The sequence below is a fragment of the Haladaptatus marinus genome (assembly GCF_051194195.1).
The window spans coordinates 83,080-103,935 of sequence record NZ_JBLZNK010000001.1; the positions used below are offsets into that span (position 1 = coordinate 83,080).

Genomic DNA, 20,856 nt, shown 5'->3' on the forward strand with positions numbered 1-20,856 from the left:
ACCACGTCAGTCCTCAATATCCCGAATGGCGTTTTCAGCGTCCTCCAGCGCTTTTTCGCGGTCAAATTCGGTAACGATGGTCTTCAGTTCCTCACGCGACGCATCTGCGAGGTCACGTGCGTAGGCGGTCATGTTCGGAACGGCTCGGATGAGGTTGTCGATAATCGGAATCGCGGTGGTTCGCGGCGAGCGTGAAAGCGGGTTGAGGTCGATAACGAGTTCCGTCTTCCCCATCTCGGCGAGCGCCTCCGCGCGGTCGCCATCCTCCAGCGGAACGAGCACCACGTCCGCAGCATATATTCCGTCTTCGTCCACCTTCCCACGTTCGTGTTCCAGTCCGGGAATTCGGGCGTCCGCCGTGAGTCCCTTGACGGTTTCCGCACCGTGTTCGCGTAGATGGTCGGCGATGGCCTGCATGCGCTCGTCCGTGCGGTTGAACAGATTGACTTCGATGTCCGCGCCGGTCGCTTCGGCGAGTTCGACGATTTCGCCCGGCACGAGTGCCGCGACGTTCCCGTTGACGGAGAGGACGGCGTGCTCCGCAAGAAGCAACTGGGCCGCCGCCGCCCGTTCCGCTTCGTCCGCGCTCGGAATCGTTTCCTCGCCGAGCAAGTAGTCGAACGACTCGCCGCGGCCTTCCGCGATGAGGCCCTGCTTGCTCGTGATGCCTTTTTCGACTCCTTCCTCGATACGATGGCGCGTGAGGAGTGACTGGTAGCGGGGATGGTCTTCCGGAATCTCTCCCTCGTCGGTCATGTTCATCCCTCCGGCGTGAACGGTAAAAATGGACGTGGTTTTATCGCTGTTTCGTCCGCGAGAGCGTTTTGAAACCGTGTTTCTCGCTACTGAGTTTGTGCGGTATTTGGGGTCGGCAACTGCTCGCTACTTCTTGACTTTCTTTGGCCGGTAGCAGGTGCCGATTCCAATCAAGCCCCGCCTCCGCACCGCGTTCGCGGTTTCACCGCTCAGTAGCGAGGTCGCTCCGCGACTTCGATCGCCACACGAAATAGCCAAGTATCAACTCAACTGACGAAATTCAATATCCGGAAAAACAGTTCAGTCCAGCAGTGTCGCCCCGGCGTGGTACGTTTCGCACGCCGTGGCGTCGTAGCCTACGTCGGAGAGTCCGGTGCCGAGGGCGAACACGGTTTCGCCCAGCATGGCCATCGAGGCTTGTCCACCGGCGTCGTGCACGTCCTCGATTACGTCGCACACCTCGCCGGTGAGAAGACCGGTCTCCTCGGCGAACTCCCGTGATTCTCGCATGAACGTTTCGAGCGTCGGTTCGTTCACCAGCGCGACCAGCGCATCGACGCCCGCCCGTGACAGTCGTTCGGTACTCCCCGACAGCACTTCGGCAGTCGAGAGTTCCCCCAGCGAGGAGTATTCGATGCGCGTTCGCGTCGGAATCCCGTCGAGACGGTTGTGCTCCGGCGCGCCGGGTTCGAGTCGGATAGGAACTCCACCACGTGCCTGTGCCACTACGTCCCCGAGTCCGGTTCCAGCTTTGACTTCCGCACTGTGAGCGATGGTTACAAGTTCGTTTTCCGACCGTCTGCGGTCGAACGCGTTGTTCGCAGCGAGTGCCGTTCCGAGCGCAACCGCCCCCGAAACACCGAATCCCGCGCCGAGTGGGAGATCGGTTTGTGCCGAAACCCGCGCCGTAACGTCCAGTGCGTCGAGGACGCGCCGTCCCGCTTCGACCGCCGCGAACTCCCCGTTCAACTCGATACTCGCCTCCTCTGCGGGTTCTACGGTCACAGTCACGCCCTCCGAAAGCGTCAGTCCTGCCCCACGCGACCCGGCCTGTTTCGGGTCGTCCGCCTCGTGGATGCTGAAAAACCCCGTGACGTGTCCGGGTACGAACGCACGACCGACCTCGTCGCTCATACTCTCGGTTTCGGGCGACGGGGTATAACAGTTAAAATTCGCACTCGTCACTCGACAGTGGTGTGGTCGCTTGGTCGAATGCAGAAAAGTCGTTATCGCGCAGAACGCAAATGTATCTATGGCGAGAGCCGTTGACGATCTCGCGGGAACAACACAGCCTCACGGATGTTGTCCAGTCCGAGCATCGTCATGATGAGACGCTCGCCACCGAGACCCCATCCGGCGTGTGGCGGCATGCCGTATTTGAACATCTTCGTGTAGTAGTCGAACGCTTCGGGGTCGAGACCCTGCTGTTCGAAGCCTTCCACGAGTCGCTCGTAGCGGTGTTCACGCTGCCCACCCGAGACGAGTTCCATGCGCGGGTGCATCATGTCGAACCCGGTCGAGAGTTCCTCGTCGTCGTCGTGGTCTTTGATGTAGAACGGCTTGATTTCGCTCGGCCAGTCCGTGATGAAGTAGTGGGTGCCAACGTCTTCGCCGAGTGCTTTCTCGCCCTCGGTCGGCAGGTCATCGCCCCAGACGAGCATCTCGTCCAGTTCGCCCGTCGCGTTGATTCGCTCGATTGCTTCCTCGTAGGTAAGACGCGGGAAGTCGCCCTCCGGCACGTCGAAATCGACGTCGAGCGCGTCGAGTTCGTCCTGGCAGTTCTCGGCGACTGCCTCGTAGGCCGCTTTGACGACCGATTCGCAGGCGTCCATCGCCTCTTCGTGGTTGTAGAACGCGCTCTCGAAATCGATGCTGGTTGCCTCGTTCAGGTGGCGCGGCGTGTTGTGTTCTTCGGCACGGAAAATCGGGCCTATTTCGAACACGCGCTCCAGTCCACTGCCGACCATCAGCTGTTTGAACAGCTGTGGCGACTGGTTCATGAACGCTTCTTCACCGAAGTACGTAATCGGGAACAGCTCCGTTCCACCCTCCGTTCCCGTCGCCACGATTTTCGGCGTGTTGATTTCGCTGCAGCCGAGTTCGCGGAACTGCTCGCGCACGGCGCGAAGCACTTCGCCGCGAATCTTGAAGACGGCTTCAACGTCGCCTTTGCGTGCGTCGAGCGTTCGGTTGTCGAGTCGCGTCGAGAGGTCAGCATCGACCTTCCCGCTGGGGTCGAGCGGCAGTTCCGGTTCCGCCGACGCGATGACTTCGACTTCCGTCGGGACGATTTCCACGTCCGTTGGGGCACGTGGCTCCTCTTTCACGTCGCCCGTAATCTCGACGACGCTCTCGCGGTTGACGCCGAGACCGGTCTCGACGAGGTCGTCGTCCATCTCGTCCTTCTCGAATTTGACTTGAATCTTGCCCGTCGTGTCGCGAACGATGATGAATGCGATACCACCGAGGTCGCGGATTTCGTGTACCCAGCCGGCCACCGTGACGGTGTCGCCGGGTTCGGCATCCGCAGTGTAGGTTCGGTTCTGCATACGCCGCTTTTCTTTCGGGGCGGCCTTAAACACGTTCGTTTCGCTCCGCCAACGGCGTCAATCCCTGCCGCACCTATCCCGTTTCGTCAGTCTTGTCTCGTCAATCCCGCCGCGATGGTCTCGATGAGCATGTCGCGGATGGCGGGGTAATTTTCTTCACCTAACTGCTTGCGGAAGGTCGGGAGGAATTTGACCGCACCCATCGTGCCGACGATGGCGACGGGGTCACCATCGCGTAACTTCCCCTCTTTTTGCCATTGTTCGACGTACGGGAGGACGTGAGCGAACGAATCCGCACGTCGCGCCGCCATCTCGTCCTCGGGGATGTCGTCCACCGTTCGCATCATTTTCTCCCATTCGTCGCCCGCCAACAACTGTCGAAACAGTTGATTTTCCTCGATCGTCTCGACCAATCCGCTGAGGAACCGCTGAATCGCTCGTTCCGGGTCGTCCTCCGCTCCGAGTGAGTTGGCGATCAGTTCCTCTGCAACCTCGTGACCCTCCCGTTGCATGACTTCGAAGTACAGCATCTCCTTCGAATCGAAAAACTGGTAAAAGGTTCCGTTGGCGATACCGACCGTGTCGGTGAGGTCGGTTATCGTCGTCTTCTGGAGGCCGTATTGGGCGAACAGGTTCCGGCCAGCCTCGATCAGTTCGTTGCGGATTCGCTCCCGTTGGCGTTCGTCGAATCCCCTCATCGGACGTCTCTCCGCTTGAACGCGACTGCACTCACGAATACAAGCACCACGGTTGCGGCGAGGAGAACTATCGCTCCCATCCAATCGTACTCCCCGCTCACGAGAATCGCCGTCGGATTGTAGTAGTGCGTCGGACTGAGTCCGCCGATCCACTCCATCCCCGCCGCCTCGGTAATCGAATCGAGCAGGAACAGCCCGAACACTGCACCCAGTCCGCCACGCTGTGCGAGGTCCGCCTTTCCGGCGACGACCGACAGGAGCAGTCCGATTGCGCCACAGGCGAGCAGATACGGAATCGACAGCAGGTGAACCATGGTCAGATTCATCAGGTCGATGGATTCGCCGACCAACACGACGCCGATGAAGACGGCAAGTGGGACGAGAATGTTCACCACTACGATCGGCATGATGAGCGAGCAAAACTTCTCGACGACGACGTTCACCCGAGTGATGGGCGTGGCGAGAAGGATGTCCATCCTGTCACGCTCTTCGTCTCCCGCGATGAGCGCCCCCGCCACGTAGGCGACATAGACGCCGAGGAGTAGGAGCCAGAAGAACTGGTAGATCTCGATGGCCAGAAATCCCTCTATCGTCGTCAGCGAGGCTTCGCCGAACGCCGCCTGAAGCGCAGGCGGCATGCTTTCGAGGTAGGCGTCCAAGTCCACGCCGGAACTCGTCACCGAGGGGAAAAACCCGATGAACAGGAGCGACATCACGGCGAGCAGCCCACCCAGCACGACCGACCCTCGAACCCGTTTTCTCCCCTCGTATCGGGCGATTTCAAGCATGAGCCTCACCCCCGTAGAACCGCATAAACACTTCGTCTAACGGTGCTTCCTCCACGTCCAAATCGACCAGATGATACTGGTCGAGTTGGTCGATGAGGGTGTCGTAGTCCCCGGTAAACGTGAATCGAACTTCGCCGTCCACGCTGAGGTTGTGAACGCCTGCGAAGTCGAAGTCGCGTGGCTCGACAGGTTTCGCGGTGCGCACCCTGACGCGCTTGCCACTTCTGTCGAGCAGCGTCTCCACGTCTTCCGTCGTCACCAGTTTTCCATCGCGGATGATGCCGACTCTATCACACACCTTTCGTACCTCACTCAGGATATGACTGGAGAAGAAAATCGTCTTTCCTTTCTCCTGCTCTGTCTGGACGAAATCGTAGAACCGGTCTTGCATCAACGGGTCGAGTCCCGATGTCGGTTCGTCCATGATTACGAGGTCGGGGTCGTGCATGAACGCGGAGACGATTGCGAGTTTCTGTTTGTTCCCGCGGGAGTACTCCTCGATTTTCCGCTCGACGGGCGCGTCGAACAGTTCGAGAAGTTCGTCGCGTCGTTCGCCACCCTTCAGTGACGCTTGATAATCGAGAAACTGGTCGCCGGTCGTATCCTCGTCGAACCCGGGGTCACTCGGGAGGTAACCGATATGACGCTTCGCTTCGATGAGGTCTGTTTCGTCGGCGATATCGTGACCGAGAACTGTTGCGCCTCCGCTGGTGGGCGTGATGAATCCGAGCAGTGTCCGAATCGTCGTCGTCTTTCCGGCTCCGTTCGGGCCGAGGAACCCGAACACTTCGCCCGCTTCGACCGCGAGGTCGAGGTCTTCGATACCTCGCGTCTCGCCATAGTACTTCGTGAGACTGTTCGTTTCGAGTATCGACATGTGAATCTTCGTATGAATATCGTTTCCGTGAACTCATGAATATTTCGTTCATTTATTTTCGATCCGCGAGACGCGCCTTTCAGACGCTCTCTGTGGTGCGTGACGTATTCTCGGTCAAATGATGTCGCTACCGCTCGAATGGTTGTACCTCGGGAAGCGACTCGCAGAAACGTGTCCGGTTACGCCGATTCAGCGTGCGCCTTCTTCGCGTCACGTGCCCCTTCGACCGTCTCGCGGACGGCTTCGACTCCCTCGTCGTGGACAAGGTCGCCGACGACGATGGTGTCTGCGTGTTGGGCCATCGTGCGGGCCGATTCGTAGTCGTGGATGCCACCGCCATAGAACAACGTCGCCTCGTCCAATTTCTCCTGTGCCGCCTCCACGACATCCGGGTCGCCGAACATGCCGGAGTACTCGATGTAGACGATTTCCTGACCGTACATCTGCTCGGCTATTTCGGCGTACGCCGCTACGTCCGCCGCCGATTGGTCGCAGTCAGCATCAGTGAGTTCCGCGACGCTCGCGTCCGGATTCATGACGATGTATGCTTCCGTGGTCGTCGTCTCCCAATCGACATCGCTCATCTTCACCCACTCCTTGTGGAAGCCGGTCATCCACGCAATGTCGCCCGCATTGAGCACGATTGGGACGAGATAGCCGTCGAGCGCGTTGTGGTCCACGACGACCGCCGGATTGCTCGGCTCCTGATACAGCGCCACGTCGTATTTCGCACAGGCGTCGATGACCGCTTGCATCTTTTCCTGCGTCATGTCGAGCGTACCGCCGATTTCGATGGCGTCCGTGCCGGTTTCACAGACATCCTCGAAGGTATCGTCACCCGCGAGGGTCTTGTCCGGGTCGAGTTTGATGATGTGATTCCAGTCGTCCCAAGGCGCAGTCATTAGCCTTCCTTTCAGAACTCCCGGCTAAAACTGCTTCGGAACGACCTTTTTCTGCGGTCGGGAGTCGAACGCTAGCGCGATGTGCGCGCTGACGTTCGACCTACCGCCCTGGAAAAAAGCTCGGCCAAAAGCCTCCTCACTCCCCACCGGGGGGGGTTCGTCGGCCCGCTCGCTCCATCGTCGCTCGCGGTGAGTTGCTAGCTCCTCCCAGTTGTGTCGATGGCTGATTCTTGGCCGTCGTATCGTTAGCCGACTTCTGGCGGTTGTGTCTCCGGCCATCGCTCTCTCGAAAACGCTTCGCGTTTCGTCGGTCGCTGTCGAAGGCTCTCGGTAGGTATTTGGTGTGGAATCCGCAGACAGAAAACCCAAAAATCGAGGTCGTTCCTCAGTCCGCTTTCGCCTGCCAGCCACGCAGTCGGTCTTCGCTCACACCGTTGACCTGTTCCGCCACGGATTCGACTTCGGCGTTTTTCAGGTCATCGATGTTCTCGATACCGGCTTCGGCGAGTTTCTCGGCGGTTTTCGCGCCGATGCCATCGATGACTTCGAGGCCGCTTTTCTCTTCGCGCTGTTTGAACTCCTCGTAGTTACAGATAGGGCAGCCGAGTTCCCACGGCTCGTCGTCGGAGTCGTCCGAATTTCCCCCGTCGCTGTGAACGACGAGTTCCGGTAGGTTGTGTTCCTCACATTTCTCGTCCGTCACTTCAATGTCCCCGCGTCGTGGTAGCGGGAGCGAGTAGTCACACTCCGGATAGCGCGTACAGCCGACGAGGCGGGAACCGGTTTGGAGCTGTTTGATTGCCAGTTCGCCACCGTGCTCCTCGCCACAGTCCGGACAGTCACCGATAACGCGGTCTTCGGCCTCCTCGGCGGCTTCCGCCTTGCACAGCGGACAGCCGTGGACGAAGGTTCCCCGTCCGGCGAGTATCTTCACTTCCCGCAGGTCGTGGTTGTCACACGTCTCGTCCAGAATGAGCGGCTTGCCCTTGTTCGGGAGCGGAAGCGTGTACGTACAGTCGGGATAGCCGTCACAGCCGACGAAGTGCGAACCTCTTCGACTTTGGCGCACGAGGAGGTCTTCACCGCAGTCGGGACACGGTCCTAAGGTTTTGTCCGCCTTCAGCGACTGCTTGAGCTGTTTGCCGATTTCCTCGCGCGATTCTTCGAGGTCGTCGAACACCCGGGAGAGGATTTCGCGCGACGAATCCGCCACGTCGTCTAACTCCGCCTCGCCGTCGGCGATGGCGGTCATGTCCTGTTCTAGTTCGCGGGTCATGCTCTCGCTCACGACGAGGTCGGCGTAATCCTCCGCGGCGGACACGACCGACTGCGCGAGGCGCGTCGGTCGCGGCGGGTCGTTTTCGAGGTAGCCGCGGTCGTAGAGTTTCTGAATGGTGTTGTGACGGGTCGATTTTGTCCCGATACCCATCTTTTCCATCTTTTCGATGAGGCGCGACTGGCCGTACCGGCGTGGCGGTTGGGTCTGCTTGTCTTCGATTCGCGTGTCCGTCACGTCGAGTCGTTCGCCCTCCTCGACGTTCGGCACGTAGTTCTCGGTGGTTTTGAAGTACGGATAGACCGCGTGGTAGCCCTCTTCGAGCAGGCGCTTTCCGTTGGCCTTGAGCGACAGTTCGGACACCGTGGCAACCACCTTGAGATGTTCCCACTTCGCGCTTTCCGCGACCGTCGCAAAGAAGCGCCGAACGACGAGTTCGTAGATTTCCCACTCGTCGTCGCTCAACTCGCCTTTCGTCGGAATGTCCTCGGTCGGATGAATCGGCGGGTGGTCGGTGGTTTCCTCGTCACCTTCGGTCGGTTCGATGTCGTCCCGCTCCAGCAGACTGTCCGCGTCGTCGCCGAAGTGATAGTTTCCGACAAACTCATCGAGCAGTTCCTCGGGGTCTAAATCGTCCGGGTAGACCGTGTTGTCGGTACGCGGATAGGTGATGTACCCCGCGGTGTAGAGGTCTTCGGCGATGCTCATCGCGCGCTGGGCCGAGTGGCCGAGACTGCCCGCTGCACGGATGAACTGCGTCGTGTTGAACGGCGCTGGTGGGTCGTCGGTTCGCGTCCGCCGTGAAACACGTTCGACGGTCGCTTGCGTCGCTTCCCGAAGCGTCTCGAAGGCTTTTTTCGCCGTTTTTTCGTCCCACACTCGTTCGGCTTCGTTGCCGTCCTCGTCGCGGTAGAAGTACTGAGCTTCGAACTCCTCTTTCTCTTTCTGGAGGTCGGCGAACAACTCCCAGTAATCTTCCGGGTCGAACGCCTGAATCTCGCGCTCGCGGTCGACGATGAGTTTCAGCGTCGGACTCTGCACCCGTCCCACGCTGATGAAATCGTTCCCGAGCTGCCGCGATGAGAGCGAGAGGAAGCGAGTCAGCGCGGCACCCCAGATGAGGTCGATTATCTGGCGCGCTTCGCCCGCCGCCGCGAGGTCGAAGTCGAGTTCGTCGGGGTTCTCGAAGGCCGAAGTGACCTCGTTTTGCGTAATCGAGGAGAATCGAACCCGGTTGACGGGCACTTCCTCGTTCACTTCGCGGACGAGTTCCCACGCTTCCTTCCCGATGAGTTCGCCCTCGCGGTCGTAGTCCGTCGCAATCGTCACCCGGTCTGCGTCGCGTGCGAGCAATCGCAGGGTGCGAACGATGTTCTCTTTGGTCGGTTGTTTCTCGATGTCGGCGTCGATGAGTTCGACTGGTTCTACGTCACGCCAGTCGTTGTACTCCGGTGGGAAGTCGACTCCGACGACGTGGCCCGAGAGGCCGATACATCGCTTCCCGCCCCACTTGTAGACGTTGACGCCGTTTTGTCGGTCGGCGCTCGCGCTCTCCCCCGAAAGAATGTCGGCGATTCGGCGCGCGGCGTTATCCTTCTCGGTGATGATGAGTTCCACTCACACACCACCCCGGTTCGCGTCGGTCATCGCCCTCGGCTACGGGTATCGCGCTGGTAAACGTTTCGCCAGACGAAACTCTTCCACGAACGACCGCGTTGCGCCCAGTCTCCTAATTATCTGGGTTGATAATGGAAGAAATGGCTATGTGACGGGAACTCGCACAAAACTTCATTCTGATATGTTTGTTTCAAGTAACGAACTCCTCGGAAAAATGCTAGAAAACGTCCTGTTGAACGCTATCGAGCACAACGACCGGCCCGTCCCGTCGCTCACCGTCAGGGCGTGGCGGTCGGACGAACTCGTTCGTGTCGAAATCGAGGACGACGGCCCGGGAATCCCCGATGGGATGAAATCGGAGGTGTTCGACCGCAACGTCACGTCGGAGTCGTCCGGATCTATCGGATTCGGTCTCTACTTTGTCCACGTGATGATGGATCAGTACGGCGGAACAGTCTGGTTCAAGGACGCAGACCCTCGCGGAACCGTTGCAGTTCTTACGTTCCCTATCGCAAGCGGGAGAGTCACATTCTCATAATTCAATCATAACGTTCCAAATTTGAATTTTTAATAAAATATATATTTATCGATAAATTATCTTCATCAGGACAAATATAATGCATGACTGATGACGGGGACACCGGGGTACTCATCGTGGACGACGAAACCGAAGTGACCGACTTATACGAGAAGTGGCTCTCGAACTATCGGACGTACACCGTTCACGACGGAGCGGAGGCGATTGCGGCGCTCGACCGGAACACCGAACACATCGATGTCGTGCTTCTCGACAGAAAGATACCGGGACTCTCCGGTGAGGCCGTCCTCGAAGCGGTTCGCAGCCACGGTCACGATTGCCCCATCGCCATGATAACCGCCGTCGCACCCGACTACGGCATCATCGGGATGGCGTTCGACGACTACGTGACGAAACCGGTCAACGGCGAGACGCTTCGATCGACGGTCGAGTCACTTCACTCCCGGGCGCAGTACGCCGACGACCTGACGCGGTACTACTCTCTCGTCGCGACACACACGAGCCTCCTTGCCGAACACCCACGCGACGAACTCCGAGAAAACGAGGAGTTCGTCTCGCTGGAAGCCGAAATGGAAGCGGTTCAGGACTCGCTTGACGACACCGTTGACTTCGGCGACCACGACGAATTTCAGCATCTGCTCCGCGAAATCCAGTGATATCTTTCAAGTTGATGGCGACTGCTCTCCCACCAATCGATCGAAGATCCGGCAACGGTGAACTGAACACACGTTTTTAAGGCTCGTTCGGACTATGTAACGTAGCACACGTGTCCCGACGAACGGAGAGCCGCGTCGATATGACCACCGGTTCCATTTCGCCAAAACTGGCGAGTCTGGCGTGGCCGTTGGTCGTCGGAAACCTTCTCCAAACGTTCTACAATCTCGCAGACATGTTCTGGGTCGGGCGGGTAAGCACCGCTGCTGTCGCCGCCGTTTCGCTCATGTTCCCGACTTCGTGGTTGTTCATTTCGCTAGCGATGGGGCTGACCGCCGGTTCCGTGGCGCTCGTCTCACAGCACGTCGGTGCTGGGGAGGATCGGGCCGCGGACAACGTCGTCGCGCAGACGACGCTCCTGACGGTCTTCCTCGGGGTGCTTCTTGCAACGTTTGGATTCGTTTTCCGGCATCCGCTGCTCACGTTCGTCGGGGCGGACGGAGCAGTTTACACTGAAGCCCTCCAGTACATCGAAGTCCTGTTTTTCTCGATTCCGTTCACGTTCCTGTTTTTCGTCTTCCGTGCCGTGCTTCGCGGTGCTGGCGACACACGAACCGCGATGTGGCTGATGGTGCTCTCGGCGGGACTGAACGTCGTTCTCGACCCGATACTTATCCTCGGATGGGGACCGATTGCTGGGATGGGAACGCGAGGTGCGGCGGTCGCAACGCTCATCGCTCGCGTGTTCGCGGCCGTCGTCGGCGTCTACGTCCTTCTTCGAGGCAACTGGGGCATTCGACTTCGGCTCGAAGACCTCGCTCCCGATTGGCCGGTGTTGCGAAAACTGGTCACCATCGGTTATCCCGCAACCATCGACGGGGCGGCGCGCAGTTTCGCCGCCGTTGCGATGGCCGCGCTGGTCGCCCGATTCGGCCCAGTTCCAACTGCTGCCTACGGTATCGGCGTTCGACTGATGTCCGTCTCGTGGACGATTTCGGGTGCGGTCGGACAGGCCACCGCCACCGGCGTGGGGCAGAATCTCGGCGCGAAAACACCTGACAGAGCCGCCGAAGTGACATGGAAAGCGACCGTTGGAACGCTCGCCGTTCTCTTCGCGGCGGGCGGGTTGCTGATTGCTTTCCCCGGTGTCGCCATGCGAGTGTTCACGAACGACTCGGCAGTGGTCGAGGAGGGGGTTCGATTCCTCCACGTAATCGGGCCGTTTCTGTCATTCTTCGGTGGCTTGATGGTCATTCAGGGGGGGTTCCGCGGCGCAGGTGACACCCGGGTTGCGATGGCTCTCTCGTTCCTCTCGCGCTGGGTGCTTCGGATTCCCATCGCGCTCCTGTTCGCCTACGGCTGGACGCTTCGACTTGGGCCGCTCGTCCTTTCGGGTCTGGCCTGGGGCGTCGGCGGCCTCTGGTGGTCGTGGTCGATTTCGGCGTTCGTGTCGTTCGTCATGGGCGTGCTCTGGTTTAGCCTCGGCCACTGGCGACAGGGTGTGTTGGATGAGGAGAGCAAACCGACAACTGCGGACTGACGGGTGATATGTCTTCTTGGCTCGCGGAAAAACAGTGAATCTGGCGTTTATGCGTCGGTAAGGTACCGTTCGACCGACCAGCCCCACACGTTCCGGTCGAGCCAGTGGATGCCCCACCACGTGTAACCGCCCTTGTCCGTCGGGCCGTTCATGATTTCGCCGACCTCGCCGGGTGAGATGGTCGCGACGATGGGTTGGCCGGTTCCGGGCTGTTCGCGCGTGTTCAGATTGGCCGTCGGGGTGACTTGGTCGCCGTCAACGAAGCCGCCGCCTCCACCACCGCCTCCGTACTGGCTACGATAGTCCGCGGCGGAAGCTTTCACGTCACTGACGTATGACCAACTGTGGTTGTAGGCGTACAGCGCGCCATCCCAGTCCTCGGGTGCGCCAGAGGCCGTGAGGTAGTTCGCGGCGGCCGGAATTGCATCCTGATAATCGCAGATGTTCGCGTAGCCGTCGCCGTCGCCGTCAACACCATAGGCGTCCCACGTAGAGGGCATGAACTGCATCGGGCCGCGGGCGCCCGCCGAAGATTCGTCACACCCCGATTCGTACTGGCCGTGTTGGGTTTCTATCCAACCGACGCCCGCGAGATACGTCCAATCGATGCCGTAGTTGGCACCCGTCGCCTGATACTGGTCGAGGTAATGTGACGGGATGGCACCGGCGGCAGCCGCGGAGCCGGACAGGCCCGAGACGGCAATCGCTGTCGTTCCTGTTGCACCGAGCTTCTTGAGCATGTCTCGTCTTGATGGCATGACGCGTCTATTTCACTGTTTTAGTATTTAATATATTTTTCTAGAAATGTATTAATATCTCGGTCACGACCACTGACGGGTCAATGATTGTTAAAAAATTGAATGTACTCTTTATGAATTGAAAATATCATTTCCTCGTCTATCGGTCGGGACAGCAGTCAGATGCAAGCGTGAAACAGAAACATCACGATTTCTCGATCGGCTCGTAGTGCCAGGTACCGACCTACTCAGGCAACGCTGATTACTCGTCCAGTCGTTCGCGGAGCATGCCGTTCACGGAGCCGGGGTCGGCACTGCCGCCGGTTTTCTGCATGACTTGGCCGACGAGGAAGTTGATGGCACCGCCCTCTCCGGCATGGTAGTCCTCGACCGTGTCCGGGTTCTCCTCGATGGCTTCCTCGACTGCCTGTTCGACTTCGCCCGAGTCGGCCTTGCCGAGTCCCTCGCGGTCGATGACGGTCTCCGGGTCGTCGCCCTCGTCCAACATTTCGCGGAGAACGGTCTCTTCCGCGTTTTTCGCCGTAATCTCGTCTTCGGCGACGAGGCGAATGAGCGTCTTGAACTCGCCCAGTCGGTCTTCCACGTCCGTGATTTCCATGTCGCGGTAGTTGAGTTCGCCGAGGAGGCTGTCGGCGACCCACGCCGCGGCGAGGTCGGGGTCGAACTCCTCGGCCACGTCCTCGTAGAAGTCAGCGACCTGCTTACTGGAGGTGAGTTTGCTTGCGGCTTCCTTGCTCAGGTCGTACTCATCGCGGAAGCGCTCCCGACGGGCGTCGGGCAGCTCCGGGATTTCGAGTTTCTGCTTCCAGTCGCTCACTTGGAGCGGTGGAAGGTCTGCTTCGGCGAAGTAACGGTAATCCTTCTCCTCTTCTTTCGACCGCATCGAGACGGTCGAACCGTGGGTTTCGTTGAAATGGCGCGTTTCCTGCTCGACTCCTTTCCCACGCCGGATGAGGTTCCGTTGGCGACTCTCCTCGTAGGCGAGCGCGCTCTCCGCGCCCTTGTGACTGGAGATGTTTTTCACTTCGGTTCGGTTCGCGTCCGCCAACACGTCGTCCGAAATCGAACTGTCTTCGTTCACGTCCTCGGCGGGGACGAGCGAGAGGTTCGCGTCGACGCGCAGACTGCCGTCGCGGGTCGAATCGAAGATGCCGAGATATTCGAGCACCTCTTCCAGCTTTTCGAGGAAGGCGACTGCCTCGCCGGGTTTCCGGAAATCCGGGTCGGTGACGATTTCCATCAGGGGCGTCCCGGCGCGGTTGTAGTTGACCAGCGTGTAATCCGCGCGGTCGATGCCGGTCGTTCGGGTGTCGATGTTTCCACTACCGTCGCGGACGTGACGGAGACTGCCGGGGTCTTCTTCGAGATGGGCGCGGTGGATGCCGACGGTTCGGGTGTCGCCCTTGTGCTGGAACTCCAGTTCCCCGTTCTGGCAGATTGGTGCATCGTACTGGGTGATTTGGAACCCTTTCGGTAGGTCGGGGTAGAAGTAGTTTTTCCGGTGGAACCGCGTCTCTTCCGGGATGTCGGCGTCGATGGCTTTGCCGACTTTCACGGCGAACTCGACGGCGGATTCGTTCAACACCGGGAGCGCGCCCGGCAGTCCGAGACAGACCGGACAGGTGTAGGTGTTGGGTTCGGGATCGTCTTGATCCGTCGAGCAGCCGCAGAAAATCTTCGTGTCCGTCTCCAGTTGGACGTGGATTTCGAGGCCGATGACGGCCACGTGTTCGCCCTCCTGGACAGCCTGAGCAGTCATTGCTCACTGGTTGGTTCGGTACGTGTTAAAATCCTACGGGATGGGTCGAAGCGCGGCGGTTCAGTGGCCGCTCGTTCCCCACCGGATGTTGTTCGTGGACATGATAACCGCCGAAATGGCGTGCACGTCGTGACTGCTTTTGATGGTGACCGTCTTCGTCGCCGTCGCTCCGTCCTTCACCGACACGCTGATTTCGTACGTAACGGAACCCCGTTTCGGAACGACCAGCGCGTCGTCGAACGTAACGGTGCCGTTTACGGGGACGGTGACCGTTTAGTCAAGTAGGGTCGATTCTCCCTTCGTTACCGTCACCGTCGCCTTCTGCTTGCTCTTCGCGTAACTGCTGATTGCGAGCAGTACCGGATGTGTCTCCGACGAATTCGTTGAACCTCCGTCCGTCGTCTCGGCTCCTCCTGCCGCCGTTTGAGCGCCGTTCGTTCCCTGTTTCGCAGTCGTCGCCGTTGTGTCTGTTGACTCGGTTTCAGGTGCGTTCTGTGGGTCGCCGTTCCCTCCAACGCAGCCGCCAAGTCCGGCAATTCCGAAACTGCAGAATCGGAGAACCGTGCGACGTGTCCAGTGGTTTCTCCCATCTCTCGTTCGATTCCAATCGTCAGTCATAATATGTTTTGTGCACCTGTTCTAGATATCAGATAGTTCGTCTGACAATCGCAGTAGGATTCAATTTGGGATCGGGTACAGACACTCGGTTTCGACCATTTCCCCTCCTTCGAACTGTGCTTCGTAGACATCCGGCATCGTCAGTTCCTCGTTCCAGAAATCGAAACCGAATCGGTCGTCGTAGTGGTTCAGCACGAGCGTCAGGAGGTTGCCGTGGGTGCCGACGACGACGGACTCGTCCTCGTGGTCTTCCAGCGTTCGTTCGAGGGCCGAGACGCCGCGCTCCTGTGCCGTGAGATTCGATTCGCCGTCCGGCCACGAAAACGACCAGTCATTCCACACGCCCTCGATGGCGCTCTCGAACGTCTCACCGAAGGATTCGACCGAACTGTCGGTTAGCCGCCGTTCGTGGAACTCCTCCTCGATGGCGATTTCCAGGTCGTGATAGTCGGCGGTTGGACGGACTGTCTGAATTGCACGAGCGTAGGGACTGGAAACGACGGCGTCGATGTCGCGGTCGGCCAGCAGGTCGGCGACGTGCTCTGCGTCCACCCGACCGCGTTCCGAAAGGGGACGTTCGGCTTCGCGGTTTGGCACCCACGGGGCGTGTGCGTGGCGGATGAAGTAGATTGTAGTCATGTTTTCCGTCTTCTTCATCGACAATTAACGATTCTGGTTTGGCACGTTTTCCTCCTATTGCCCCCGTGTCTGCCGCCTGTCTGACGCACCTTTATGAGGAAACCGTGACGCATACGTGATATGACTAGCCAGCGCGACCGAATCGCAAATCTGGAGTCGCGGGTCGAAGAACTCGATGCGACGATTCGTGGACTGACGGAGGAACTCGTGGACGCCAATCAGCGAATCCGCGAGTTGGAAGCCGAACAGGAATCGAACGAGGTCGAAGAGGCTAAATCCGAGGAGTCTAAGGACGAAACAGACGATACCGACGAGGAAACCTCCGGACTGGGCGACGACATCATCGTGGCGTAGGGGGTTCCCTCTCTCACGAGCAACCCATGCACATCAAAAAGCTCGTCCTTGACAAATTCAAGAGCTTCGGCCGGAAGACCGAAATCCCGTTTTACGAGGACTTCACGGTGGTCACGGGGCCGAACGGGTCCGGAAAGAGCAACATCATCGACAGCGTCCTTTTCGCGCTCGGACTGGCCAGAACGAGAGGTATCCGCGCCGAAAAGCTCACCGACCTGATTTACAACCCCGGCTACGACGAGGGTGAGGGTACGAAAAACGGCCCGCTCGAAGCATCCGTCGAGGTCGTTCTGGATAACTCGGACGGAACGCTCGACCGAACGCAGGTCGTCAACGCCGCCGGAACGGACAACGTCGGCGACGTGGACGAAATCATCATCAAACGGAGGGTGAAACAGACCGAGGATAACTACTACTCGTACTACTACCTGAACGAGCGGTCGGTCAACCTCTCCGATATTCAGGACTTGCTCGCACAGGCGGGCGTGACGCCGGAAGGGTACAACGTCGTCATGCAGGGTGACGTGACCGGCATCATCAACATGACGCCGTTCGAGCGCCGTGAAATCATCGACGAAATCGCCGGTGTGTCGGAGTTCGACGCGAAAAAAGATGCCGCACTCGAAGAACTCGAAGTAGTCAAAGACCGCGTCGAGGAGGCAGAACTCCGCATCGAGGAGAAAGAAGACCGACTCGACCAGCTGCGCGACGAGCGGGAAACCGCGCTCGAATACAAAGGCCTCCGCGAGGAAAAAGAGGAGTACGAAGGCTACCTGAAAGCGGCGGAACTCGAAGAAAAACGGATCGACCTCGAAGCGACCCGGGACGACATCGAGAGCCGCAAGGAAGAACTCGTCTCCCTCCAGCGCGAACTGGACGAACGACAGGGCAAAGTCGTCCGTCTGGAAGACCAGTTGGAGGAGCTCAACACGGAAATCGAGCGCAAGGGTGAGGACGAACAACTCGCCATCAAGAGCGAAATCGAGGAGGTCAAAGGCGAGATTTCGCGGCTCGAAGACAAGATCGAATCCGCCGAGGAGAAGATTCAGGACGCCGAAAGCCGCAGACGACAGGCGTTCGTCGAAATTGACCGCAAGCAGGAGACGGTGGACGATTTGGACGGCGACATCCGCGACATCAAAATCGAGAAGGCCTCGGTCAAAGGCGAAATCGGCACCAAGGAAGCCAAACTCGCCGAAATCGAGGAGGAAATCGAGAACGTTGACACCGAGTACGACGAGGTGAAAGCCGACCTTGCCGAGAAAAAGGACGCTCTCGAGGACGAAAAAAGCGAGAAAAACGAGCTTCAACGCGAGAAAGACCGTTTGCTGGACGAGGCCCGGCGGCGCTCCGACGCGGTGAACCAGAAACAGAACGAACTCGATTCGGCCCGCGATCGAATCCCGGACATTGAAACCGAACTGGACGATCTCGCTGACGAACTGCTGAAAGCCGAACGGAACGCCGAACAAATCGGCGACGTCGTAGACGACTTGAAAGCCGAAAAGCGCGAACTCCAGTCCGACCTCGATTCAGTCGAAAATCGGTTGCAGTCGAAACAGCAGAAGTATGCCGAACTCGACGCGCGTGCTGAAGAGAGCGGCGATTCGTCGTACGGACGCGCCGTCTCGACCATCTTGAACGGCGGTCTCGACGGCGTTCATGGCACCATTGCGCAACTCGGGAGCGTGAGCCAGCAGTACGCCACCGCCTGCGAAACCGCGGCCGGTGGCCGGATGTCGCAGGTCGTCGTGGACGACGACAGCGTCGGCCAGCGCTGTATCGAGTATCTCAAACGCAGAAACGCGGGTCGTGCGACGTTCCTGCCGATTACCAAGATGAACGACCGGCGACTGCCGTCCACGCCGAACATGCCCGGCGTGGTCGATTTCGCGTACAACCTCATTGACTTCGATTCCGAGTATTCGGGCATCTTCTCCTACGTCGTCGGCGACACGCTGGTCGTGGAAGACATGGAAACCGCTCGCGAACTGATGGGCGATTTCCGCCTCGTCACGCTGTCGGGTGAACTGGTCGAGAAGAGCGGCGCGATGACCGGCGGTTCCACCAGCGGGTCACGCTACTCCTTCTCCGCGTCCGGCAAAGGACAACTGGAGCGTGTCGCCCGAGAAATCAACGAGTTGGAGGAAGAACGCCAGTCGATTCGGGAGTCCATTCGCGGCGTCGAAGACCGGTTGGACGACGCCCGTGACCGCCAAACCGACGCGACAGACCAAGTTCGAGCCATCGAAACCGACATCGAGCGAAAGGAGCAAGAGATCGAATCCGTCGAGGAGACGATCGAGTCACTTCAGGACGAAATCGAGGACGTCCAGGACGAACGCGAGTCGGTCAACGACCGGATGCAGGAACTCGAAACCGAGATTTCGGCACACGAGAGGACGATTGCGGACATTGAGAGCGACATCGCGGAATTGGAATCCGAACTCGCCGACTCGAAGATCCCCGAACTGTCGAGCAAGGCCGACGAAGTCGAAGCCGAAATCGACGAATTAGAAGACCGGATGGATACCCTCGATGGCCGACTGAACGAACTGCAACTCGAAAAGCAGTACGCCGAAGACGCTATCGACGACCTGCACGACGATATCGAATCCGCGCAGAATCGCAAAGCTGAGCAGGAAGAACGTATCGCGGAATTCGAGACGAACATCGAAGACCGCGAGGATACCCTCGAATCGAAGCGCGAAGCGGTCGAGGAGTTGGAAGACGAACTCGCCGAACTCAAGGACGAACGTTCCGACCTGAAGGAGGAACTCGGCGAGGCGAAGCAGAAGCGCGACGAACAACAGTCGCAGGTCGAAACGGTCGAGAACCGCCTCGGCAGTCTCAAACGAAGTGCGAGTCGGTTGGAAGAAGACGTAGCCGAACTCCGCGAGGAAGTCGGCGAGTACGACCCCGAGGACGTTCCCGACCACGACGAAGTTCGGAACAACATCGACCGACTTGAACGCCAGATGGAAGCCCTCGAACCCGTCAACATGCTCGCAATCGACGAGTACGACGACGTGGAGAGCGATTTGGACGACCTCAAAGAGCGTAAAGCGACCTTGGTCGAGGAACGAGATGGCATCCGGGAGCGAATCGACTCCTACGAATCACAGAAAAAGGAGACGTTCATGGAGGCGTTCGACGCCATCGACTCCCAGTTCCGGGACATCTTTACCCGCCTCTCGGCCGGGTCGGGCGAACTGTTCCTCGAAGACGAAGACGACCCGTTCGACGGCGGTCTGACGATGAAAGCCCAACCTGGCGACAAGCCGGTTCAGCGACTCGACGCGATGAGTGGCGGGGAAAAATCGCTCACCGCCCTCGCGTTCATTTTCGCCATCCAGCGGTACAACCCCGCACCGTTCTACGCGCTGGACGAGGTTGACGCCTTCCTCGACGCTGTCAACGCGGAGCGTGTCGGCGAGATGGTGGACGAACTCGCTGGCGACGCCCAGTTCATGGTCGTCTCGCATCGCTCCGCGATGCTCGAACGCTCCGAGCGCGCAATCGGCGTGACGATGCAGGGGAACAACGTGAGCAGTGTCACTGGCATTCGTCTCGACGGGGAAGAGGAGGTGCCCGCGGATGACTGAACGGGGCGGTGATATTCCCCTCGACATCACCGATCACGATGACCGAAAGAGGGAGCGAGAGGGCGGGAATCGAGGCGACATGAATGCACTCGTCCCCGACGAACACACGTCCGATGATGACGAAGTCGAACCCGTCGAACTGCTCGTCCAACTCGCCGAGGACGGCGAAATCGAACCGTGGGACATCGACATCGTGGACGTGACGGACAAGTTCCTCGCGCGACTGGACGAGGCGGACCTCCGAACCTCGGGTCGGGCACTGTTCTACGCCAGCGTTCTCCTCCGGATGAAAAGCGATGCGCTCCTCGCGGACGACGACCCCGAGGAGGAGGAGGAACTCGAACCGTGGGAAGCGCCGATGGCGATGGATGATGGCGGATTCGACCCCGTCGCCTCGCTCGAAGACGAGATGGAACGCCGACTCGACCGCAAACACGCCCGCGGCAATCCGGAAACGCTGGACGAACTCGTCCGCGACTTGCGCGAACGAGAGCGTGGGTCGTGGTGGAAGGAATCCAGAACCTACGACACCAGCGACTCGCCGCAGGGGTTCCGCCGAGGGACGCAGACCTTGGACTACCACTCGGGCGACGACATGCGGTTCGACGACGAACCGACCGAGTCCGAGGTGACCGGCACGACCCACGACGAGGATATCGAATCGGTCATCGACGACGTGCAATCGGCGCTCATCACGCAGTACGAAGCAGGAAGGACGGAAGTGCTGTACGCCGAAATCGACGGTGTTGGCCCGAGCAGGGTCGAAACCTATCTCGCACTGCTGTTTCTTGCTCACCGTAGTTTTCTCACGCTCGACCAGGACGACCTGTTCGGCGACCTCTGGGTGCAAGACGCTCGCGATGCGGTCGAAGACGGAGATGAAAGGGAAGAAGCGACGGAACTGCTCGCGGACTGAACCCCTCGCGGT

At 59.3% G+C, this 20,856-nt stretch carries 18 protein-coding genes; 6 read left to right on the top strand and 12 right to left on the bottom strand.

The features are described 5' to 3' along the window. Positions 1 to 6 precede the first annotated feature (6 nt). The 8 genes from ACN2TU_RS00455 to ACN2TU_RS00490 form a co-directional block, all read right to left on the bottom strand. Positions 7 to 756, bottom strand: a complete 750-nt coding sequence (locus ACN2TU_RS00455; RefSeq protein ID WP_435151630.1) for a 4-phosphopantoate--beta-alanine ligase — start codon at positions 754 to 756, stop codon at positions 7 to 9. A 300-nt stretch (positions 757 to 1,056) separates the two neighbouring features. Then, positions 1,057 to 1,890 (bottom strand): pantoate kinase, encoded by an 834-nt coding sequence (locus ACN2TU_RS00460; RefSeq protein ID WP_435151633.1) that lies wholly within the window; start codon positions 1,888 to 1,890, stop codon positions 1,057 to 1,059. A 116-nt stretch (positions 1,891 to 2,006) separates the two neighbouring features. Continuing rightward, a complete protein-coding gene (aspS, locus tag ACN2TU_RS00465) occupies positions 2,007 to 3,305 on the bottom strand; it encodes an aspartate--tRNA(Asn) ligase (RefSeq protein WP_435151636.1) in 1,299 nt (432 codons plus the stop codon). 86 nt (positions 3,306 to 3,391) lie between these two features. Further along, the gene (locus ACN2TU_RS00470; RefSeq protein WP_435151638.1) at positions 3,392 to 4,003 is read right to left on the bottom strand and encodes a TetR/AcrR family transcriptional regulator; all 612 of its coding nucleotides are present in this window, start codon (positions 4,001 to 4,003) and stop codon (positions 3,392 to 3,394) included. After that, entirely contained in the window at positions 4,000 to 4,791 is a 792-nt protein-coding gene (locus ACN2TU_RS00475) for an ABC transporter permease subunit (protein ID WP_435151641.1), read from the bottom strand. The genes ACN2TU_RS00470 and ACN2TU_RS00475 overlap by 4 nt, the downstream gene beginning before the upstream one ends. Next, positions 4,784 to 5,668, bottom strand: coding sequence for an ABC transporter ATP-binding protein (locus ACN2TU_RS00480; RefSeq protein WP_435151643.1), 885 nt, complete (start codon positions 5,666 to 5,668; stop codon positions 4,784 to 4,786). The genes ACN2TU_RS00475 and ACN2TU_RS00480 overlap by 8 nt, the downstream gene beginning before the upstream one ends. A gap of 179 nt (positions 5,669 to 5,847) precedes the next feature. Then, complete coding sequence (locus ACN2TU_RS00485; RefSeq protein ID WP_435151646.1) at positions 5,848 to 6,570, bottom strand: phosphoglycerol geranylgeranyltransferase; 723 nt, start codon at positions 6,568 to 6,570, stop codon at positions 5,848 to 5,850. Between the two features lie 385 nt (positions 6,571 to 6,955). Next, positions 6,956 to 9,463 carry a DNA topoisomerase I gene (locus ACN2TU_RS00490; protein ID WP_435151648.1) on the bottom strand — a complete coding sequence of 836 codons (2,508 nt, stop codon included), beginning with the start codon at positions 9,461 to 9,463 and terminating at the stop codon, positions 6,956 to 6,958. A gap of 214 nt (positions 9,464 to 9,677) precedes the next feature. On the opposite strand from ACN2TU_RS00490, the gene ACN2TU_RS00495 reads away from it, so the two are divergent. The 3 genes from ACN2TU_RS00495 to ACN2TU_RS00505 all read left to right on the top strand — a co-directional run bounded on the left by ACN2TU_RS00495 (position 9,678) and on the right by ACN2TU_RS00505 (position 12,195). Continuing rightward, on the top strand, positions 9,678 to 10,001 hold the full coding sequence (locus ACN2TU_RS00495; protein WP_435151650.1) for a sensor histidine kinase: 324 nt from the start codon (positions 9,678 to 9,680) through the stop codon (positions 9,999 to 10,001). An 83-nt stretch (positions 10,002 to 10,084) separates the two neighbouring features. Continuing rightward, positions 10,085 to 10,657: a response regulator gene (locus tag ACN2TU_RS00500; RefSeq protein WP_435151652.1), complete on the top strand. Its 573-nt coding sequence runs from the start codon at positions 10,085 to 10,087 to the stop codon at positions 10,655 to 10,657. 140 nt (positions 10,658 to 10,797) lie between these two features. Next, complete coding sequence (locus ACN2TU_RS00505) at positions 10,798 to 12,195, top strand: MATE family efflux transporter (protein ID WP_435151655.1); 1,398 nt, start codon at positions 10,798 to 10,800, stop codon at positions 12,193 to 12,195. Between the two features lie 47 nt (positions 12,196 to 12,242). Here ACN2TU_RS00505 and ACN2TU_RS00510 read toward each other — a convergent pair whose 3' ends face one another. From ACN2TU_RS00510 to ACN2TU_RS00525, 4 genes are all read right to left on the bottom strand, one after another. Beyond that, positions 12,243 to 12,953, bottom strand: a complete 711-nt coding sequence (locus ACN2TU_RS00510) for a lytic murein transglycosylase (protein ID WP_435151657.1) — start codon at positions 12,951 to 12,953, stop codon at positions 12,243 to 12,245. A 241-nt stretch (positions 12,954 to 13,194) separates the two neighbouring features. Next, a complete protein-coding gene (gene gatB / locus ACN2TU_RS00515; RefSeq protein ID WP_435151659.1) occupies positions 13,195 to 14,712 on the bottom strand; it encodes an Asp-tRNA(Asn)/Glu-tRNA(Gln) amidotransferase subunit GatB in 1,518 nt (505 codons plus the stop codon). A 273-nt stretch (positions 14,713 to 14,985) separates the two neighbouring features. Next, positions 14,986 to 15,330 (bottom strand): hypothetical protein, encoded by a 345-nt coding sequence (locus ACN2TU_RS00520; protein ID WP_435151662.1) that lies wholly within the window; start codon positions 15,328 to 15,330, stop codon positions 14,986 to 14,988. A gap of 60 nt (positions 15,331 to 15,390) precedes the next feature. Next, complete coding sequence (locus ACN2TU_RS00525) at positions 15,391 to 15,969, bottom strand: histidine phosphatase family protein (protein WP_435151664.1); 579 nt, start codon at positions 15,967 to 15,969, stop codon at positions 15,391 to 15,393. 120 nt (positions 15,970 to 16,089) lie between these two features. Between ACN2TU_RS00525 and ACN2TU_RS00530 the strand changes: the two genes are divergently transcribed. The 3 genes from ACN2TU_RS00530 to ACN2TU_RS00540 are packed head-to-tail and all read left to right on the top strand — an operon-like array spanning position 16,090 to position 20,844. After that, complete coding sequence (locus tag ACN2TU_RS00530; RefSeq protein WP_435151667.1) at positions 16,090 to 16,323, top strand: DUF7518 family protein; 234 nt, start codon at positions 16,090 to 16,092, stop codon at positions 16,321 to 16,323. Positions 16,324 to 16,349: 26 nt separating this feature from the next. Beyond that, positions 16,350 to 19,928, top strand: a complete 3,579-nt coding sequence (gene smc / locus ACN2TU_RS00535; RefSeq protein WP_435151670.1) for a chromosome segregation protein SMC — start codon at positions 16,350 to 16,352, stop codon at positions 19,926 to 19,928. Beyond that, on the top strand, positions 19,921 to 20,844 hold the full coding sequence (locus tag ACN2TU_RS00540; RefSeq protein ID WP_435151672.1) for a segregation/condensation protein A: 924 nt from the start codon (positions 19,921 to 19,923) through the stop codon (positions 20,842 to 20,844). The genes smc and ACN2TU_RS00540 overlap by 8 nt, the downstream gene beginning before the upstream one ends. Positions 20,845 to 20,856 lie beyond the last annotated feature (12 nt).